This is a genomic window from Streptomyces sp. BK239 (genome assembly GCF_004217285.1).
Taxonomy (GTDB): domain Bacteria; phylum Actinomycetota; class Actinomycetes; order Streptomycetales; family Streptomycetaceae; genus Streptomyces.
In genome coordinates this window covers 856,640-871,988 of sequence record NZ_SHKS01000001.1, presented here as the reverse complement: position 1 = coordinate 871,988, position 15,349 = coordinate 856,640, and the positions used below count along the sequence as shown (strand labels likewise).

Sequence of the window (15,349 nt, the reverse complement as noted above, 5' to 3'; positions counted from 1 at the left end):
TCGGTCACGCCCTGGTAACACCAAACAGTGACGCTGGTATCACTTCACGTCGACCACGTCGTTTCGTGCCCAAGCCGCACTGAGGGGGACCTCCACATGCAGGCCGCGCCCGTCCGCGCCACCGCGATCCCTTCCTTCACCGACGCCCTGCGCGCCGTCGAGTCCCTGCTCATGAGCGGCGGCCAGCGCACCGCCCGGCGCAACGCCTGGACCTCCGTGCTGGAGGACCGCCGCCGCGCCAAGGACCGTTTCGAGGCGCAGCGCGTCCTCGAGGAGTTCACCTCCGTCACCTCCTGACCGCCCCGGCCTTCCAGCAGCCGGACACTGCCGTCGTCGGCGCCGCCGGGGCCACGTAGACTGCGTGGCATGGCGAGGAAGGACACGGCGGCGGACGCCGCTAACCCCGGGCGACTGAAGCAGATCGCCCTGACCTACAAGATGACTCGCAAGGCCGACAAGAAGATCGGTCTTGTTCTCGCGGCTGTCGGAATCGTCACCTTCGGTGTCTTCCTCGCGATCGGCTTCTTGATCGGCCACCCCATCTATCTCGGCATCCTGGGCCTCCTGCTCGCCTTCCTCGCGACGGCGATCGTGTTCGGCCGCAGGGCCGAGCGGGCCGCCTTCGGCCAGATGGAAGGCCAGCCGGGCGCTGCGGCGGCCGTACTGGACAACGTCGGCCGAGGATGGACCACCACGCCGGCGGTGGCCATGAACCGCAGCCAGGACGTGGTGCACCGGGCCGTCGGCAAGGCCGGCATCGTCCTGGTCGCCGAGGGCAACCCGAACCGGGTGAAGGGCCTGCTGGCCGCCGAGAAGAAGAAGATGAACCGCGTGGTCGCGGACGTCCCGGTGCACGACCTGATCGTGGGCACGGGCGAGGGACAGGTCGAGCTGAAGAAGCTGCGGACCACCATGCTGAAGCTGCCGCGGGTGCTGACCGGCCCCCAGGTGACGTCCACCAACGACCGGCTGCGCGCCATGGGCGACCTGATGAGCAACATGCCGCTGCCCAAGGGCCCGATGCCCAAGGGCATGCGCATGCCGAGGGGCGGCCCGAAGGCCCGCTGACCCCTGTCCGACCCCGTCGACGACGAAGGAGGGGCGCCCGGTCGACCGGGCGCCCCTCCTTCGTCTCTTCTCCCTGAAATCCTAGATCCGTACTTCGACGGTCCTGGCCAGCCGGTCGTGGAGGCCACGGCCGTCGCGGTCCCAGATCAGGGGCGGAAGGGCGAGGCAGAGCAGGGCGGTGCGCAGCAGAGCGCGCAGCGGGTTGACCGTGCCGGTGTCCAGGGCGACCACCCGCAGGCCGAAGAGCCGCTTGCCGGGGGTGAAGCCGAGGGTGCCGACGGTCAGCACGCCGGTCACGAAGAAGATGAGCAACGCCCAGTTGCTCGTCGCCTGCCCGTAGCCGTCGGTGATCAGGCCGTATGCGATCAGGAGGCACAGCCCCCAGTCGACGGCCAGCGCGCCGAGCCGGCGGCCGGGGCGGGCGATCGAGCCGGGTCCCGACTCGGGCAGGCCGAGCTGCTCGCCCCGGTACCCGAAGTCGGCGCCGGCGTCCTCCATGGCCGCGCGGGGGCCGGACAGCCACGATCCGAGTGCTTGCCTGTTGTCCACCCGACCACGGTACTGCGCCCGCGTACGACCCGGGCACGGCGGGGGTGGCGGCGCCCGCCGACGGGGCTACGGTGGAACCGAGGGCGGTTAACTTCTGCGAAACAAATGGGTCACGCCCGAGAAATCACCCGTCCCTAGGGTCGGGGTCAGCGTGTGCCACCGCACTGGCCGCACGAACGAACTACCACCCCGGCGCGACGGTCGGGAGTAGGAGGAGCTGGATGTTCCAGAACGCCGACGAGGCCAAGAAGTTCATCGCGGACGAGGACGTCAAGTTCGTCGACGTCCGCTTCTGCGACCTGCCGGGCGTCATGCAGCACTTCACGGTGCCCGTCGAGGCGTTCGACCCGGACGAGGAGCTCGCGTTCGACGGCTCGTCGATCCGCGGTTTCCAGGCGATCCACGAGTCCGACATGGCGCTGCGCGCCGACCTGTCGACGGCGCGCGTGGACCCGTTCCGCCGTGACAAGACGCTGAACATCAACTTCTTCATCCACGACCCGATCACGGGCGAGCAGTACTCCCGTGACCCGCGCAACGTGGCGAAGAAGGCCGAGGCCTACCTCGCGTCGACCGGTATCGCGGACACCGCGTACTTCGGCCCCGAGGCCGAGTTCTACGTTTTCGACAGCGTGCGCTTCCAGACCTCCGCGAACGAGTCCTTCTACCACATCGACTCCGAGGCCGGCGCCTGGAACACCGGTGCGCTGGAGGACAACCGCGGTTACAAGGTCCGCTACAAGGGCGGCTACTTCCCGGTCCCGCCGGTCGACCACTTCGCCGACCTGCGTGCCGAGATCTCCCTGGAGCTGGAGAAGAACGGCCTGAAGGTCGAGCGCCAGCACCACGAGGTGGGCACCGCCGGCCAGGCCGAGATCAACTACAAGTTCAACACGCTGCTCGCCGCGGCCGACGACCTCCAGCTCTTCAAGTACATCGTGAAGAACGTCGCCTGGCGCAACGGCAAGACCGCGACCTTCATGCCGAAGCCGATCTTCGGCGACAACGGCTCGGGCATGCACGTGCACCAGTCGCTGTGGGCCGGCGGCTCCCCCCTGTTCTACGACGAGGCCGGCTACGCGGGCCTGTCGGACATGGCCCGCTACTACATCGGCGGCATCCTCAAGCACGCCCCGTCGCTGCTGGCCTTCACCAACCCGACGGTGAACTCCTACCACCGTCTGGTCCCGGGCTTCGAGGCGCCGGTCAACCTGGTGTACTCGCAGCGCAACCGGTCCGCGGCCATGCGTATCCCGATCACGGGCTCCAACCCGAAGGCCAAGCGCGTCGAGTTCCGCGCGCCCGACTCCTCCGGCAACCCGTACCTGGCGTTCTCCGCGCTGCTGCTCGCGGGCCTGGACGGCATCAAGAACAAGATCGAGCCGGCCGAGCCGATCGACAAGGACCTCTACGAGCTGGCCCCCGAGGAGCACGCGGGCGTCGCGCAGGTCCCGACCTCGCTGCCGGCCGTCCTGGACCGCCTCGAGGCGGACCACGAGTTCCTGCTCGCCGGTGACGTCTTCACGTCCGACCTGATCGAGACGTGGATCGACTACAAGCGCACCAACGAGATCGCGCCGCTCCAGCTGCGTCCGCACCCGCACGAGTTCGAGCTGTACTTCGACGTGTGACCGGACCGCGCGTGCGTGACGCGTGAGGCTCCCGGCGCCCCCGCTCCTGTTCCTCAGGGCGGGGGCGCCGTCGTTTCGTTGGCAGGGGCCCGGCGGGTCGTCGTATGGTTCGTGCACAGCTGTTCGACAGAGGCGACGGGGAGACGGGGATGTCCGAACAGGACGACGTGGAGCGGGAGTTCGACATCAGATGGGCGGACGCGGCGGAGCACAAGGAGCCTTCCGCGCGGGCCCGGATGCTGGCCGCCCGCTGGAAGGAGAACCCGCCCGAGCCGCAGCCGTTCCGCGCCGACCCGACCCCGGCCGCACCGCGCAGATCGTCCTGGGTGTCGACGACGATCGTGCTGGGCTGTGTGGCCGCGGTGATCTTCCTGCTGGGGTACGCGCAGTACCGGTCGCCGTACTAGAGAAGCCCTCGCGGGCCTTTCGCCCGTGAACCTTTGCGTCACCTGGGTGCGGGCGCGACCGGTTCATGGGGTGGGTGGGGGCACACTGGGGCTTGGGACGAGTGCCTGAGCGCGGGTGGTGATGCAGATGCGGAGCCGTTTCCAGGGCGACCGGGGCCTGACCGTGCGGATGACGGTCACGATGTTCCTGCTCGGCCTGCTGTACGTGGCCTTCGTCGCCGCGTTGATCGTCCTGCTGAAGTCCTGGCTGCTGGTCGTCGTGCTGATCGCGGCGATGTTCGTCGCGCAGTTCTGGTTCTCCGACCGGATCGCGATGTTCGCCATGCGCGGGCGGGTCGTGGAGCGCGAGGAGCATCCCGAGCTGCACGCGGTCGTCGACCGGCTGTGCGCGATGGCCGACATGCCGAAGCCGGTCGTCGCCGTGTCCGAGATGGACATGCCGAACGCGTTCGCGACCGGGCGCGACCCCGACCACGCCGTGGTCTGCGTGACCACGGGACTGCTGCGCAGACTGGAGCCCGCGGAGCTGGAGGGCGTGCTCGCGCACGAGCTGTCGCACGTGGCGCACAAGGACGTCGCCGTGATCACCGTCGCGTCCTTCCTCGGTGTGATCGCGGGCCTGATCGTGCGGTTCGCCTTCTACTCGCAGGTCTTCGGCCAAGGACGCAGGGACCAGAACACCGCGATGGTCTTCGCCGCGGTGATGGGCGTCTCGGCGGCCGTGTACGCGGTCAGCTTCCTGCTGATCAGGGCGCTGTCGCGGTACCGGGAGCTGGCCGCGGACCGGGCGGCGGCGCTGCTCACCGGCCGGCCGTCGGCGCTGGCGTCCGCGCTCACCAAGGTCTCGGGCGACATCGCCCGGATCCCCACGAAGGACCTGCGCACGGCCCAGGCCTTCAACGCCTTCTACTTCACCCCGGCGTCCGGCCGGGAGCCCGGCCTCGAGCGGTACTTCTCCACCCACCCGAGCCTTGAGCAGCGGCTCGACCAGCTGGGCCGGATCTCGGCCGAGCTGGGCGGGGCGGCGGCTCCCGGGAAGGCGGGCTGAGCATGGGGCTGCTCGACATCCTTCTCGGCCGTACGAAGCCGGTCGCGCCCGATCTCGACCAGCTGTTCGCGCTGCCGTCGGCGGCGGTGACGCTGGAGGCGGCGACCGGGTTCACCCCGACCGGGCAGGGCGCGGTGTGCTTCGCGACGGTCGAGGGCGCCGCGTTCGAGCAGACGCACCGCGAGGTGCAGGCCCTCCTCGACGCGGACGCCGACCGCACGGGCCCGCCGGTGGAACTCACCCGGGACGACTACGGCTACTCCTGGCTGGTCTCACGCCGGGCGCCCGACGAGCTGTCGCTGCTCGTCAACGACCTGCACGCGGTGAACAGCTCGATGGAGGTCAACGGCTTCGGCCCTCAACTGCTGTGCTCCCTGGCCGGCTTCCGCGACGGGACGGGGCGGACGCTGGGGCTGGTGTACCTCTACAAGAGGGGTACGTTCTATCCGCTGTGCATCCGCTCCGACCCCGGGAAACGCGACAACGCGCTGGAGATCCAGGTAGCCGCCCTGCTCGGGACCGATCTGCGGATCGAGCCTGACAAGTCGCGCTGGTTCCCCATCTGGGGCGCACCCGGACTGGCCGACTGAGCAGTGACCCGAGGAATGAAACCGATGCCATACCCGCGACCGCTCACCCCCGAGGAGTCACTCGCCGACGCGAAGAAGCGGCTGAGCCTCCCGCGTATCGTCGCGATCTGCGGATCCACCCGTTTCATGGCCGAGATGGCCGAGGCCGATCTGCGGGAGACCGAAGCCGGGAAGATCGTCGTCAAGCCGGGGTGCGACATGAAGTCACCGCACGAACTGTGGTCCGATCCCGTCGAGGCCGAGGCGCTGAAGGTTCGACTCGACGATCTGCACCGGGCGAAGATCCGGCTCGCTGACGATGTGCTCGTGGTCGGCGACTACATCGGGGACAGCACCCGAGCCGAGATCGCCTACGCCCGGTCACTGGGCAAGCCCGTGCGGTTCACGCACCCCGAGGTCGACCCCGGCGCCTGACCGCCTCACGGTCCCCGGGCGCCCCCTTGCGGGGCGCCCCCGGCCTGTGACGGCCGGGGGCGCCTCACTCGGGTGGTGCGCCTCAGTCGGCGCGCTCGCGGTCCTGCCGGCGGGACTCGACGGGGCGCTCCCTGCGGTAGCGCCGCTCCCACTTGGCCTGCTGGTCACGGCGATCGCGGTAGGCCTTGTAGGAGGTCGGCCCGGCACTCGGGGTGGGGCCGGGAGCGGCCTGTGAGGTCGCGTCGCGTCCGTGACGCACGTACAGGAACAGGACGGCGACGGCGGCGAGCCAGTACAGGTGGTTGCCGAATCCCAGGACCACCAGGACGACGGTGCCGGAGAGGACGACGGTACCCATGGTGTGCCTCCTTCCTGGTCGGGGATCGGGTGGCTGTGCGTGGTCGTAGGGCGTGAGGGATGGGGTGTGGGTGGTGCGATGCGGTGGGGGATGCTCTCAGCGTAGGGAGGCCGTCACTCGCCGTGCATCTCCTTTTCGGCGCGGAACGGCGCTCCGAGGGGCTGGGCGGCGTGAGTGAATGGGCGGATGAGTGAGCAGCCCCTCTCCCTGACGGCCTTTCTGCACGAGCACGGCGGTGAACGTCTCAGCGGCGTCCAGGCCGGCGGCGGGCCGGGCGCCGCTGCCACCGTCGTCCTTCTGCACGGCGCCGGCGACAGCAGCGCGGCCCGACTCCTGCCACTGGTGGGCGAGTTCGCGGCGCACGGCTGCCGCTCGCTCGCCTTCGACTTCTCCGGGCACGGTGAAAGCAGCGGTGAGCTGCGGGAGTCGAGCCTGCGGCGGCGGTTCGAGCAGGCCGTGTCGGTGATCGACGCGTTCGTCCCGGCGGACGGGGCGCTGGTGCTGGTGGGGTTCAGCATGAGCGGGCACACGGTAGCCGATCTGGTCGCGCACTACGGCGGTCGGGTGACCGCGGTCGGGCTGTGCGCGCCGGCGGTGTACGCGGGCGAGGCGTGGGAGGAGCCGTTCGGTGAGGGGGACGGGCGGTTCAGCGCGGTCATCCGCGCGGCGGACAGCTGGCGGGAGTCACCCGCGCTCTCGGCGCTGCGTGACTTCGAGGGCCGTGCGGTGCTCGCCGTGCCCGGCACGGACGCGGTGATCCCGGCGGCGGTGACGGAGGCCGTGCAGGACGCCCTGGCGACGCGCGCGCAGTACACCCGCTTCGAACTCCCCGAAGCGGAGCACCGTTTGGGCTTGTGGTTCCGGGATCACCCGGCCGACGCGAAGGAGTTCGCGGCGGCGCTGCTGACCCGTCCGGGAGAGCACGGCTGGACCGCGACCCGCTCCTGGCTGGCGGACGGCACCACCGTCACGCCGGAGGTTCCGGCGGCGCGGTAGGTCGGGTGGGCCGGGCGCGGGCCGTCGGGGCGGGCGCCCGGCCGGGGGTCAGCGGGAGTAACGCATCAGGGCTCGCACCATGTGGCACGTCGTGTCCGACGGCGGGTGGATGCCGAGGAGCTGGGCCGTGCTGCGGATCTTCTCGTTGCGGGCCTGGCCCGGAAGGTAGACGCCGGAGTCGAGGAGGGCGATGGCGAGGCGCATCGCCTTCAGGCGGCGGTTGTGGGTGATGTACCAGTCGCGCGGCCGGCCGGGCGGCAGCGCCCTCTTCTGGACGGGGACGTGGGGCAGGTCGAGTGCGGCAGCGGGCACGGGCATCCTCCTGTCGCGGTCAGGGCTCCTGCCGGCGACTCCGGCGGGACCCTCGAACACTGCTTCTATTCTACTGCCCACCACTGACAAAGCCCCTGGCCACAGGGGCTTTCGGGGCCTCCCCGAGCGTTCCGGCCACACCTCCTGCGGATACCGTGAACCCATGGAGATCTGGATCAACCCCGCCTGTTCCAAGTGCCGCAGCGCGCTGAGCCTGCTCGACGCCGAGGGAGCCGAGTACACCGTCCGCCGCTACCTGGAGGACGTGCCGAGCGAGGACGAGATCAGGGGCGTGCTCGACCGGCTGAACCTGGAGCCGTGGGACATCACCCGCACCGGGGAGGCCGAAGCCGAGGAGCTCGGGCTCAAGGGGTGGGCCCGGGACGCCGGTTCGCGCGAGCGGTGGATCAGTGCGCTCGCCCGGCACCCCAAGCTCATCCAGCGCCCCATCATCACGGCGGACGACGGCACGGCGGTCGTGGCCCGCACGGACGAGGCCGTTCGTGACGCTCTGTCCCGGTAACAGCCGTTCCGCAGGGCGCACTTGTGACGCGCGCCACTCGACCGACTTCCGTGACCGCTGAGTAACCTCGTTCGGGATCTCGTACATAGCGGCGTACGCTCCCCTACCTCTCAGGAGGCGCGCATGTCGCGCAGGAGAACTCTCAGTACGAAGAAGAAGCTCGCTCTGTTCGTGAGCGCCGCGAGCGTGGCGGGAGGCGGGGCCTTCGTCATGGCGACCACGTCGAACGCCGCGCAGAGCCCGCAGACGGCCGCCGAGTCGACCGTCTGTCAGGGTCTCGCCACCGCTCTCGGCAACAACCAGCGGTTCATCGCGGACCAGCAGGCGAAGCCCGACGCGCAGTCGGCGGCCAGGATCGCCAACCGTGAGGCGGTCATCGCTCAGATCAAGGTGCAGCAGGAGGCGTCCGGTTGCGTCGTCGGGGAGTCGGCTCAGGGCTCCCAGACGACGCAGCCGGCGCAGTCGGCCCAGCCCGCGCAACCCGGGCAGCCCGCCCAGTCCGCGACACCCCCCGCGCAGAGCGCCCCCGCCGGGAACGGCGGCGGTGCCGGTGGCGCCGCCTCCGGTCAGCAGGTCTGCAACGGCTCGACGGTCACCCTCTCCGGCGAGGGGGGCGCCCCGGCCGCGTCCAGCAACCAGTTCCCGGCGGGGACGAAGCTGAAGGTCACCAACCTCGACAACAACAAGTCCACGACCGTCGAGGTGACGTCGGTGTCCGGCAGCTGTGTGCTGCTGAACAACGCGGCCTTCGAACAGGTCCGTGAGCCCGGCAAGTTCCTGATCCGCCGGGCCGTGATCGAGAAGGTGGGGTGAGGGGGCGACGAGAGGTGACTCGCTGAGGCGCCGGCCCCTACCGGAGGGCGCGGCGAGCGGGGGCACGTGAGGGGACGCGTCCGACCGGACGTCCGTCTCCCCGCGAGCAAGCTCGGCCGCCCGGGTTGTCGCCTCGTATGTGTCGCAGTGGGTCCCGCTCTGTTCGCGGCCACGAACAAGCGGGACCCGCTCGCACACGAGCCGCCGCACGCGTGTGTGCGGTCTCACGCCCCGGGGCGGGTCACGGCACCACCAGGTAACACGGGGTTCACACTCGGGCAACGGCCGGGAAATCGCCTGTTGACAGGCTCGCGCACATCGAACCGCGGCGCCCCGGTGCCGCAGCGCCCGCATCGCGCCCTGACACACCCCGAAGGATGTGGCCCGTGAGCTTCAAGGCTGAGTACATCTGGATCGACGGCACCGAGCCGACCGCCAAGCTTCGCTCGAAGACGAAGATCCTCGCTGACGACGCCAAGGGTGCCGAGCTGCCGATCTGGGGCTTCGACGGGTCCTCCACCAACCAGGCCGAGGGCCACGCCTCGGACTGTGTGCTCAAGCCGGTCTTCGTCTGTCCGGACCCGATCCGCGGCGGCGACGACGTCCTGGTGCTGTGCGAGGTCCTCGACATCGATCTCGCCCCGCACGCCACCAACACCCGCGCCGCGCTGGCCGAGGTCGCCGAGCGGTTCGCCGACCAGGAGCCCATCTTCGGCATCGAGCAGGAGTACACCTTCTTCAAGGACGGCTACCCGCTCGGCTTCCCCAAGGGCGGCTTCCCGGCCCCCCAGGGCGGCTACTACTGCGGTGTCGGCGCGGACGAGATCTTCGGCCGTGACGTCGTCGAGGCGCACCTGGAGAACTGCCTGAAGGCGGGCCTGGGCATCTCCGGCATCAACGCCGAGGTCATGCCCGGCCAGTGGGAGTTCCAGGTCGGCCCGCTGTCCCCGCTGGTGGTCTCCGACCAGCTGTGGGTGGCCCGCTGGCTGCTCTACCGCACCGCCGAGGACTTCGGCGTCTCGGCGACCCTCGACCCCAAGCCGGTCAAGGGCGACTGGAACGGCGCCGGCGCGCACACCAACTTCTCGACCAAGGCGATGCGCGAGGGCTACGAGGCGATCATCACCGCGTGCGAGTCGCTCGGCGAGGGTTCCAAGCCGCTCGACCACGTCAAGAACTACGGCGCCGGCATCGACGACCGCCTGACCGGCCTGCACGAGACCGCCCCGTGGAACGAGTACTCCTACGGCGTCTCCAACCGCGGTGCATCGGTGCGCATCCCGTGGCAGGTGGAGAAGGACGGCAAGGGTTACATCGAGGACCGCCGCCCCAATGCCAACGTCGACCCGTACACGGTGACCCGTCTGCTGGTGGACACCTGCTGCTCCGCCCTGGAGAAGGCCGGCCAGGTCTGAGCCCGCTCCCGCTCCCGGAAGGGGCGTCCACCGTCGTCGGCGGTGGGCGCCCCTTCCGCGTCCCCGCCGACGGCGACTTCACGCCACGGGGACGCGGGCGAGGCGTCCAAGCTGTGAGAGGAGTCTGCTGTGACGGGCGTGTGTCTGCTTCAATGGGCTCATGACCGGCTTCCAGAAGTTCTGCGCCTCGGGTCGCTACGACCTCGAGCCCTTCTGGCCTTCCCGTCAGCACCATGACTTCGACCGGGTGTGTTGCCGCGTGAGGAACGCGCAGGCCCTCTAAAGCCGTACACCCCGGCCTTCGGCCAGCGCGCACGACGTACGTCCCTCGACGGGCCCGACCACGAATCGCGGCCGTCGTCCTCCAGACGAACTCCTCGCGCGAAAGAGCTGACCTCTCATGGCGACCACTCGTTCTCTCTCCGCCGCTCCCCTCTCCGCCCCGGCCGTCTCCGGCGCCGCGACCGCCCCCGTGCCCGCCCGTCACCGGCTACGGGCCGTGGACCGGGACGAGGTGGTGCACGTCGCGGACTTCCTCCCGCCGGGCGCCACCTGGCTGCCTGCCCCGCAGCACACCCTGCCCGCCCTGCCCGGACGGCCCGAGATGGTCGGCTACCTGGTGCTCGTCCCGGCCGACCAGCAGCCGCCGTTCCTGCCGGTGGCGGTGCCCGACCGGCCGGAGGACACCGTCGCCCCGGTGACCGCCGTCGTGGACGCGGACACGGACGACCGGCCTGTGCGGGTCGACCCCGTGCAGCGCACCGCCTTCGTCGACGGGCGGGAACTCGACCTGACATACCTGGAGTTCGAGCTGCTCGCCCACCTCGTGGCGCACCCGAACCGGGTGCACACCCGCGACCAGCTCGTCACCACGGTGTGGGGCTACGGCCACGTGGGCGACGGCCGCACGGTCGACGTCCACGTCGCCCGGCTGCGCCGCAAGCTGGGCGCGGACCACCGCCACTCGATCCAGACGGTGCGCCGGGTCGGCTACAAGTACACGCCCCCGACCGGGCGCTGACCGGCCGCCGGCCCCCGGGCGCCCCTCGGCGTCGACCTGTTCTGCCGTCGGCAGACCGGGGTTCCCTCCCGTGCCCGGGCGGGGCACAGTCACCGGCATGAAACTACTGGTGCTGGGTGGTACGGAGTTCGTGGGACGGGCCGTCGTGGAGGCGGCCCTCGGGCGCGGCTGGGACGTGACGGTCTTCAACCGGGGGCTTCACACGCCCGTCCCCGGGACACGGTCGCTGGTCGGCGACCGCACCGCGTCCGGGGGCCTCGCCGCCCTCGCGGAGGGCGAGTGGGACGCCGTCGTCGACACCTGGTCGGGGGCGCCCCGCGCGGTGCACGAGGCGGCGCGGCTGCTGCGGGGCCGCGCCCGCCGGTTCGTGTATGTGTCGAGCTGCTCGGTGTACGCGTACGCCCCGCCCGCCGGGTACGCCGAGGACGCGGCCGTGGTCGAGGGCGCCGAGCCCGACGCCGAGAAGACCGACTACGCCCGGGACAAGCGGGGCGGCGAGCTGGCGGCGATCGGCGCGTTCGGGGCCGAGGCCTCGGTGCTGGTCCGGGCAGGCCTGATCATCGGCCCGTACGAGAACGTCGGCCGGCTGCCCTGGTGGCTGACTCGGATCGCCCGCGGCGGCCCGGTCCTGGCGCCGGGGCCGCACGAGCTGCCCCTGCAGTACATCGACGTCCGCGACCTCGCCGAGTGGACCGTCGGGGCGGTGGAGCGGGAACTGAGCGGCCCCTACAACCTGATGAGTCCTCAGAACCACGCGAGCATGGGCGAGTTGCTCGAATCCTGCGTGCGGGCCACCGGTGGGTCCGCCGAACTGCGGTGGGTCGAACCGCAGGTGATCCTGGACGCGGGCATCGAACCGTGGACGCAGCTGCCGATGTGGGTGCCGCCGGACAGCGAGATGCACGACAGCGTGTACGCCGCGGACGTCTCACGGGCGGTGGCGACGGGGCTGGACTGCCGGCCCGTCGGGGAGACGGTGGCCGACACCTGGCGATGGCTGGGCGCGATCGGCGGCACCGCTCCCCAGCGCCCCGACCGGACGAGCAAGGGCCTGGACCCGGAGGTGGAGGCGAAGGTGCTCGCCCGCCTGGACCAGGACGCGTGATCCACACAACTCCCTTGGCAATCAGGCGTGTTGGCTATGTCGCCTGTGGGGGCGTTGGGGTCGAATTGTTCCACGGACCTCTCATGAATTTCTGAGACCGCTGAACACCTGCGGGGCGGCATGCGTATGGATGGACGCCGCTTCACTCCTGTCGGGCGCCTCAATGCTGCCCCGCAAGGAAGTCAGAGGAGTTCCATGGGACGCAACACACGTAAACGCCGTTCATCGATGGCCGGCAAGGCCATAGCAGCATCGGCGGCCCTAGCGCTCGGTGGGGGCGGGCTTGTCTGGGCGAATTTCTACGCTTCCGCGCACGAGAAGAACTCGTCGCAGAACAACCAGGTCAAGGCCGCGGCCGGGCAGGTGGCGACCATCTCCTGCCCCGACGTGGGGCAGAAGCTGACCAACGTGCCCAAGGGCGCACGCTCGGGTGTCGACCAGGAGTTGGCGCTGCTGGACAAGCAGATCACCGAGGCCTACGCCCGGCTCGCCTCCACCCGTCAGGCCCAGGCGGGCGACCCCGGATTCGTGAACAACGCGATCCTCGGCCCCTTGAAGGAAAAGCGGGCCGCCACGATCGACCGCATCCGGATCAACATCCAGCGGGCCGGTGGGCAGGCCGCGAACCTGAACCAGCTCTCCGCCTGTACGCCGCAGGTCGTCCAGACCAACGCCGGCGGCCAGCAGAACGGTGGTCAGCAGAACAACAACGGCGGCCAGCAGCAGAACGGCGGCCAGCAGCAGAACGGCGGCCAGAACAACAACGGCGGCCAGCAGCAGAACGGCGGCCAGAACAACAACGGCGGTCAGCAGCAGAACGGCGGCCAGCAGGGCAACAACGGCGGCCAGAACAACGGCGGCCAGCAGGGCAACGGCGGTCAGGGCGGCAACGGCCCGGTCGCGGCGGACTTCGTGGACATCACCAAGGCCGGCAACAACGCCCAGCTCGGTGTCGGTCAGAACGGTCTCGCCGCCAACGGCAACGGCGGTTCGCGGGGCACCTTCACCACCAAGTGCGGCACCAACGGCAACGACAACCACAACACGGACAACGTGATCGTGGCCCCCGGTGTCACCAACGGCGCGCACCACCTGCACGACTACGTCGGCAACCAGAACAACGACGCCTTCGCGAGCGACCAGGAGCTGGCGGGCGCCGGCACCAGCTGCCAGAACCAGGGCGACAAGTCCTCGTACTTCTGGCCGGTGCTCCGCGTCCAGGACGGTTCGCAGGACTTCGACCAGAACAAGGACGGCGGCGGCAAGGAAGGCAACGTCGGCAAGATCCTTCAGCCCGCCCAGGCGCAGCTGAAGTTCGTCGGCAACAAGAAGGGCAACGTCGTCGCGATGCCGACGGCCCTGCGCATCATCACCGGTGACGCGAAGGCCTTCGTCAACGGCAACGCCAACGCCAACGTGAACTGGAGCTGCACCGGCTTCGAGAACAAGGTGCAGCTGAAGGACAAGTACCCGATCTGCCCGCAGGGCAGCCAGGTCGTGCGCACGTCCAACTTCCAGAGCTGCTGGGACGGCAAGAACATCGACAGCGCCAACCACCGTACGCACGTGGCCTTCGTGCAGGGTGACGGCAGCTGCGCGAACGGCTTCAAGGCGATCCCCCAGCTGCAGGTCCGCCTGGTCTACAACGTTCCGGCTCCCAAGATCCAGAACGGCCAGGTCGTGAACGCGTACGCGGTGGACTCTTTCCCGGAGAACCTGCACAAGCCGATCACCGACCACAACGACTTCATCAACTTCTTCTCGAAGAACCTGATGAACAAGATGGTCAACTGCATCAACACCGGCAAGAAGTGCCAGTGACGGCCTAGGACCGCGCCCCCGGCGGTCCGGTCGTGAAACGCCGAAGGCCGGCGGTGAGATTCCCTCACCGCCGGCCTTCGAGCTGTGTCCGTCTTCCGTGCGCTCCGTGCGCTTCTTGAGCGGGGGCTTCGGCAGCCGGTTCAGTGACCGGGGTGCGTCGCCCCGGCGGAGGGTTCGGCCGAGCCCTCGTGGTCTTCGTGCGACCCGGTGTGCGCCGAGTGGTCCGTGCCCTCCTCGATGTCACCCCCGAGCTTCTTGCGCAGCACCGTCACGGTGTTGGTCTCGCCCACGGCGACCCACTTGCGGCCGACCAGGTAGTGACCGCCGTAGTCCTTCGCCCCGTTGATCCACTCGCGCTGTCCGCGGTCGGTGGCGAAGGTGACGAGGATGAACTTGCCCTCGGGGTTCTTGCAGATGGCCTGGCGCAGTTCGTCCGCGTCGGTCTGCATGTTCGGCTTGCACTTCACCTGGGCGGCCAGTTGCTCCAGGCTGCCCGTGGCGGCCTCGGGGACGGCCTGAGCGTCACCGCCGGAACCGCCGGAGCCGCCGCAGCCGGTCAGCACGAGCGCCGCCGCGGCGGCGGCCGCCGCGAGCATCGGTCGGGTCATCTTCATCTGTCCGTCCTCCCTGGAAGAGCCTCGTCCTGGATACGGCTCCCGCGCACGGTCCGCTCAAAATACCGGTGTCCCGGCGGCCCCACCTGTGCCAAGGTGGGCCGGTGAACCACGACGACCGAGCATGGGACGACCGGGTGGCCGCCGCCTGGGCCTCCTTCGACAGCTACGGCGAGCAGGGCGCGGCCGACTTCCGGGCCGTGATCGACGCGCTGGCCGCGGAGCTGCCGGCGGACAGTCCGCCGGGTCTGTTCGAGCGGGCCTGCGCCTGGGACTCGACCGGGCACTCCGACCGCGCGGTCCCGCTGTACCGGGAGGCGCTCGCGGGCGGTCTCGACGGGTACCGGGGGCGGCGCGCGAAGATCCAGCTGTCCAGCTCCCTGCGGAACGTGGGTCGACCGGAGGAAGGCGTCAAGCTCCTCACCCCCGAACTGGACGGCCCGTCCGACGAGTTGGACGACGCCGTCCGCGCGACGCTCGCGCTGTGCCTGTCGAGCCTCGGCCGCGACCGCGAGGGCCTCGCCCTGGTCCTGGAGGCCCTGGCCGCCCATCTCCCCCGCTACCAGCGGTCGATGGCGAACTACGCCCGAGCCCTGACCGATCCGGAGAACTGACCCTGCGGGGCCGTCCACCCGAACGCGCAGTCCACCCGACCGCGCAGTCC

The 15,349-nt window shown here is 70.1% G+C and carries 18 protein-coding genes and 1 pseudogene; 15 read left to right on the top strand and 4 right to left on the bottom strand.

The window, feature by feature from the left end; genetic code table 11:
• Positions 1–96: 96 nt before the first annotated feature.
• Positions 97–297 (top strand): hypothetical protein, encoded by a 201-nt coding sequence (locus EV567_RS03785; protein ID WP_130437121.1) that lies wholly within the window; start codon positions 97–99, stop codon positions 295–297.
• Positions 298–366: 69 nt separating this feature from the next.
• The gene (locus tag EV567_RS03780; RefSeq protein ID WP_130437120.1) at positions 367–1,068 is read left to right on the top strand and encodes a DUF4191 domain-containing protein; all 702 of its coding nucleotides are present in this window, start codon (positions 367–369) and stop codon (positions 1,066–1,068) included.
• Positions 1,069–1,149: 81 nt separating this feature from the next.
• Here EV567_RS03780 and EV567_RS03775 read toward each other — a convergent pair whose 3' ends face one another.
• On the bottom strand, positions 1,150–1,617 hold the full coding sequence (locus EV567_RS03775; RefSeq protein ID WP_130437119.1) for an RDD family protein: 468 nt from the start codon (positions 1,615–1,617) through the stop codon (positions 1,150–1,152).
• A 221-nt stretch (positions 1,618–1,838) separates the two neighbouring features.
• Between EV567_RS03775 and glnA the strand changes: the two genes are divergently transcribed.
• From glnA to EV567_RS03750, 5 genes are all read left to right on the top strand, one after another.
• Positions 1,839–3,248 (top strand): type I glutamate--ammonia ligase, encoded by a 1,410-nt coding sequence (gene glnA, locus EV567_RS03770; RefSeq protein WP_130437118.1) that lies wholly within the window; start codon positions 1,839–1,841, stop codon positions 3,246–3,248.
• 149 nt (positions 3,249–3,397) lie between these two features.
• Positions 3,398–3,655, top strand: coding sequence for a hypothetical protein (locus EV567_RS03765; RefSeq protein WP_130437117.1), 258 nt, complete (start codon positions 3,398–3,400; stop codon positions 3,653–3,655).
• A gap of 121 nt (positions 3,656–3,776) precedes the next feature.
• Positions 3,777–4,703, top strand: coding sequence for a zinc metalloprotease HtpX (gene htpX / locus EV567_RS03760; RefSeq protein ID WP_207228667.1), 927 nt, complete (start codon positions 3,777–3,779; stop codon positions 4,701–4,703).
• 2 nt (positions 4,704–4,705) lie between these two features.
• Positions 4,706–5,293 carry a PspA-associated protein PspAB gene (gene pspAB, locus EV567_RS03755; protein ID WP_130437115.1) on the top strand — a complete coding sequence of 196 codons (588 nt, stop codon included), beginning with the start codon at positions 4,706–4,708 and terminating at the stop codon, positions 5,291–5,293.
• A gap of 24 nt (positions 5,294–5,317) precedes the next feature.
• Complete coding sequence (locus EV567_RS03750; RefSeq protein WP_130437114.1) at positions 5,318–5,707, top strand: hypothetical protein; 390 nt, start codon at positions 5,318–5,320, stop codon at positions 5,705–5,707.
• A gap of 82 nt (positions 5,708–5,789) precedes the next feature.
• Here EV567_RS03750 and EV567_RS03745 read toward each other — a convergent pair whose 3' ends face one another.
• Positions 5,790–6,065 carry a hypothetical protein gene (locus tag EV567_RS03745; RefSeq protein WP_130437113.1) on the bottom strand — a complete coding sequence of 92 codons (276 nt, stop codon included), beginning with the start codon at positions 6,063–6,065 and terminating at the stop codon, positions 5,790–5,792.
• A gap of 186 nt (positions 6,066–6,251) precedes the next feature.
• Between EV567_RS03745 and EV567_RS03740 the strand changes: the two are divergent.
• Positions 6,252–7,037 (top strand): annotated as a pseudogene (locus EV567_RS03740) (alpha/beta hydrolase); the annotation flags it as partial.
• Positions 7,038–7,109: 72 nt separating this feature from the next.
• On the opposite strand, the gene EV567_RS03735 reads toward EV567_RS03740, so the two are convergent.
• Complete coding sequence (locus EV567_RS03735; RefSeq protein ID WP_130437111.1) at positions 7,110–7,379, bottom strand: hypothetical protein; 270 nt, start codon at positions 7,377–7,379, stop codon at positions 7,110–7,112.
• Between the two features lie 157 nt (positions 7,380–7,536).
• On the opposite strand from EV567_RS03735, the gene EV567_RS03730 reads away from it, so the two are divergent.
• From EV567_RS03730 to EV567_RS03705, 6 genes are all read left to right on the top strand, one after another.
• Positions 7,537–7,896 carry an arsenate reductase family protein gene (locus EV567_RS03730; RefSeq protein ID WP_130437110.1) on the top strand — a complete coding sequence of 120 codons (360 nt, stop codon included), beginning with the start codon at positions 7,537–7,539 and terminating at the stop codon, positions 7,894–7,896.
• Between the two features lie 123 nt (positions 7,897–8,019).
• The gene (locus EV567_RS03725; RefSeq protein ID WP_130437109.1) at positions 8,020–8,709 is read left to right on the top strand and encodes a hypothetical protein; all 690 of its coding nucleotides are present in this window, start codon (positions 8,020–8,022) and stop codon (positions 8,707–8,709) included.
• A 386-nt stretch (positions 8,710–9,095) separates the two neighbouring features.
• On the top strand, positions 9,096–10,124 hold the full coding sequence (gene glnII / locus EV567_RS03720) for a glutamine synthetase (RefSeq protein ID WP_130437108.1): 1,029 nt from the start codon (positions 9,096–9,098) through the stop codon (positions 10,122–10,124).
• A gap of 400 nt (positions 10,125–10,524) precedes the next feature.
• A complete protein-coding gene (locus EV567_RS03715; RefSeq protein ID WP_130437107.1) occupies positions 10,525–11,145 on the top strand; it encodes a winged helix-turn-helix domain-containing protein in 621 nt (206 codons plus the stop codon).
• A gap of 97 nt (positions 11,146–11,242) precedes the next feature.
• Positions 11,243–12,250 (top strand): NAD-dependent epimerase/dehydratase family protein, encoded by a 1,008-nt coding sequence (locus tag EV567_RS03710; RefSeq protein WP_207228666.1) that lies wholly within the window; start codon positions 11,243–11,245, stop codon positions 12,248–12,250.
• Positions 12,251–12,445: 195 nt separating this feature from the next.
• Positions 12,446–14,071 (top strand): DUF1996 domain-containing protein, encoded by a 1,626-nt coding sequence (locus EV567_RS03705; RefSeq protein ID WP_130437106.1) that lies wholly within the window; start codon positions 12,446–12,448, stop codon positions 14,069–14,071.
• A gap of 140 nt (positions 14,072–14,211) precedes the next feature.
• On the opposite strand, the gene EV567_RS03700 is transcribed toward EV567_RS03705, so the two are convergent.
• On the bottom strand, positions 14,212–14,685 hold the full coding sequence (locus EV567_RS03700) for a hypothetical protein (RefSeq protein WP_130437105.1): 474 nt from the start codon (positions 14,683–14,685) through the stop codon (positions 14,212–14,214).
• Positions 14,686–14,771: 86 nt separating this feature from the next.
• Here EV567_RS03700 and EV567_RS03695 point away from each other — a divergent pair, with 86 nt between their 5' ends.
• Entirely contained in the window at positions 14,772–15,299 is a 528-nt protein-coding gene (locus tag EV567_RS03695; protein WP_130437560.1) for a tetratricopeptide repeat protein, read from the top strand.
• Positions 15,300–15,349: the final 50 nt, after the last annotated feature.

Coding starts and splice junctions, on each gene's coding strand:
- EV567_RS03785 (WP_130437121.1), top strand. CDS start 97: ATGCAGGCCGCGCCCGTCCGCGCCACCGCGATCCCTTCCTTCACCGAC.
- EV567_RS03780 (WP_130437120.1), top strand. CDS start 367: ATGGCGAGGAAGGACACGGCGGCGGACGCCGCTAACCCCGGGCGACTG.
- glnA (WP_130437118.1), top strand. CDS start 1,839: ATGTTCCAGAACGCCGACGAGGCCAAGAAGTTCATCGCGGACGAGGAC.
- EV567_RS03765 (WP_130437117.1), top strand. CDS start 3,398: ATGTCCGAACAGGACGACGTGGAGCGGGAGTTCGACATCAGATGGGCG.
- htpX (WP_207228667.1), top strand. CDS start 3,777: ATGCAGATGCGGAGCCGTTTCCAGGGCGACCGGGGCCTGACCGTGCGG.
- pspAB (WP_130437115.1), top strand. CDS start 4,706: ATGGGGCTGCTCGACATCCTTCTCGGCCGTACGAAGCCGGTCGCGCCC.
- EV567_RS03750 (WP_130437114.1), top strand. CDS start 5,318: ATGCCATACCCGCGACCGCTCACCCCCGAGGAGTCACTCGCCGACGCG.
- EV567_RS03745 (WP_130437113.1), bottom strand. CDS start 6,065: ATGGGTACCGTCGTCCTCTCCGGCACCGTCGTCCTGGTGGTCCTGGGA.
- EV567_RS03735 (WP_130437111.1), bottom strand. CDS start 7,379: ATGCCCGTGCCCGCTGCCGCACTCGACCTGCCCCACGTCCCCGTCCAG.
- EV567_RS03730 (WP_130437110.1), top strand. CDS start 7,537: ATGGAGATCTGGATCAACCCCGCCTGTTCCAAGTGCCGCAGCGCGCTG.
- EV567_RS03725 (WP_130437109.1), top strand. CDS start 8,020: ATGTCGCGCAGGAGAACTCTCAGTACGAAGAAGAAGCTCGCTCTGTTC.
- EV567_RS03715 (WP_130437107.1), top strand. CDS start 10,525: ATGGCGACCACTCGTTCTCTCTCCGCCGCTCCCCTCTCCGCCCCGGCC.
- EV567_RS03710 (WP_207228666.1), top strand. CDS start 11,243: ATGAAACTACTGGTGCTGGGTGGTACGGAGTTCGTGGGACGGGCCGTC.
- EV567_RS03705 (WP_130437106.1), top strand. CDS start 12,446: ATGGGACGCAACACACGTAAACGCCGTTCATCGATGGCCGGCAAGGCC.
- EV567_RS03700 (WP_130437105.1), bottom strand. CDS start 14,685: ATGAAGATGACCCGACCGATGCTCGCGGCGGCCGCCGCCGCGGCGGCG.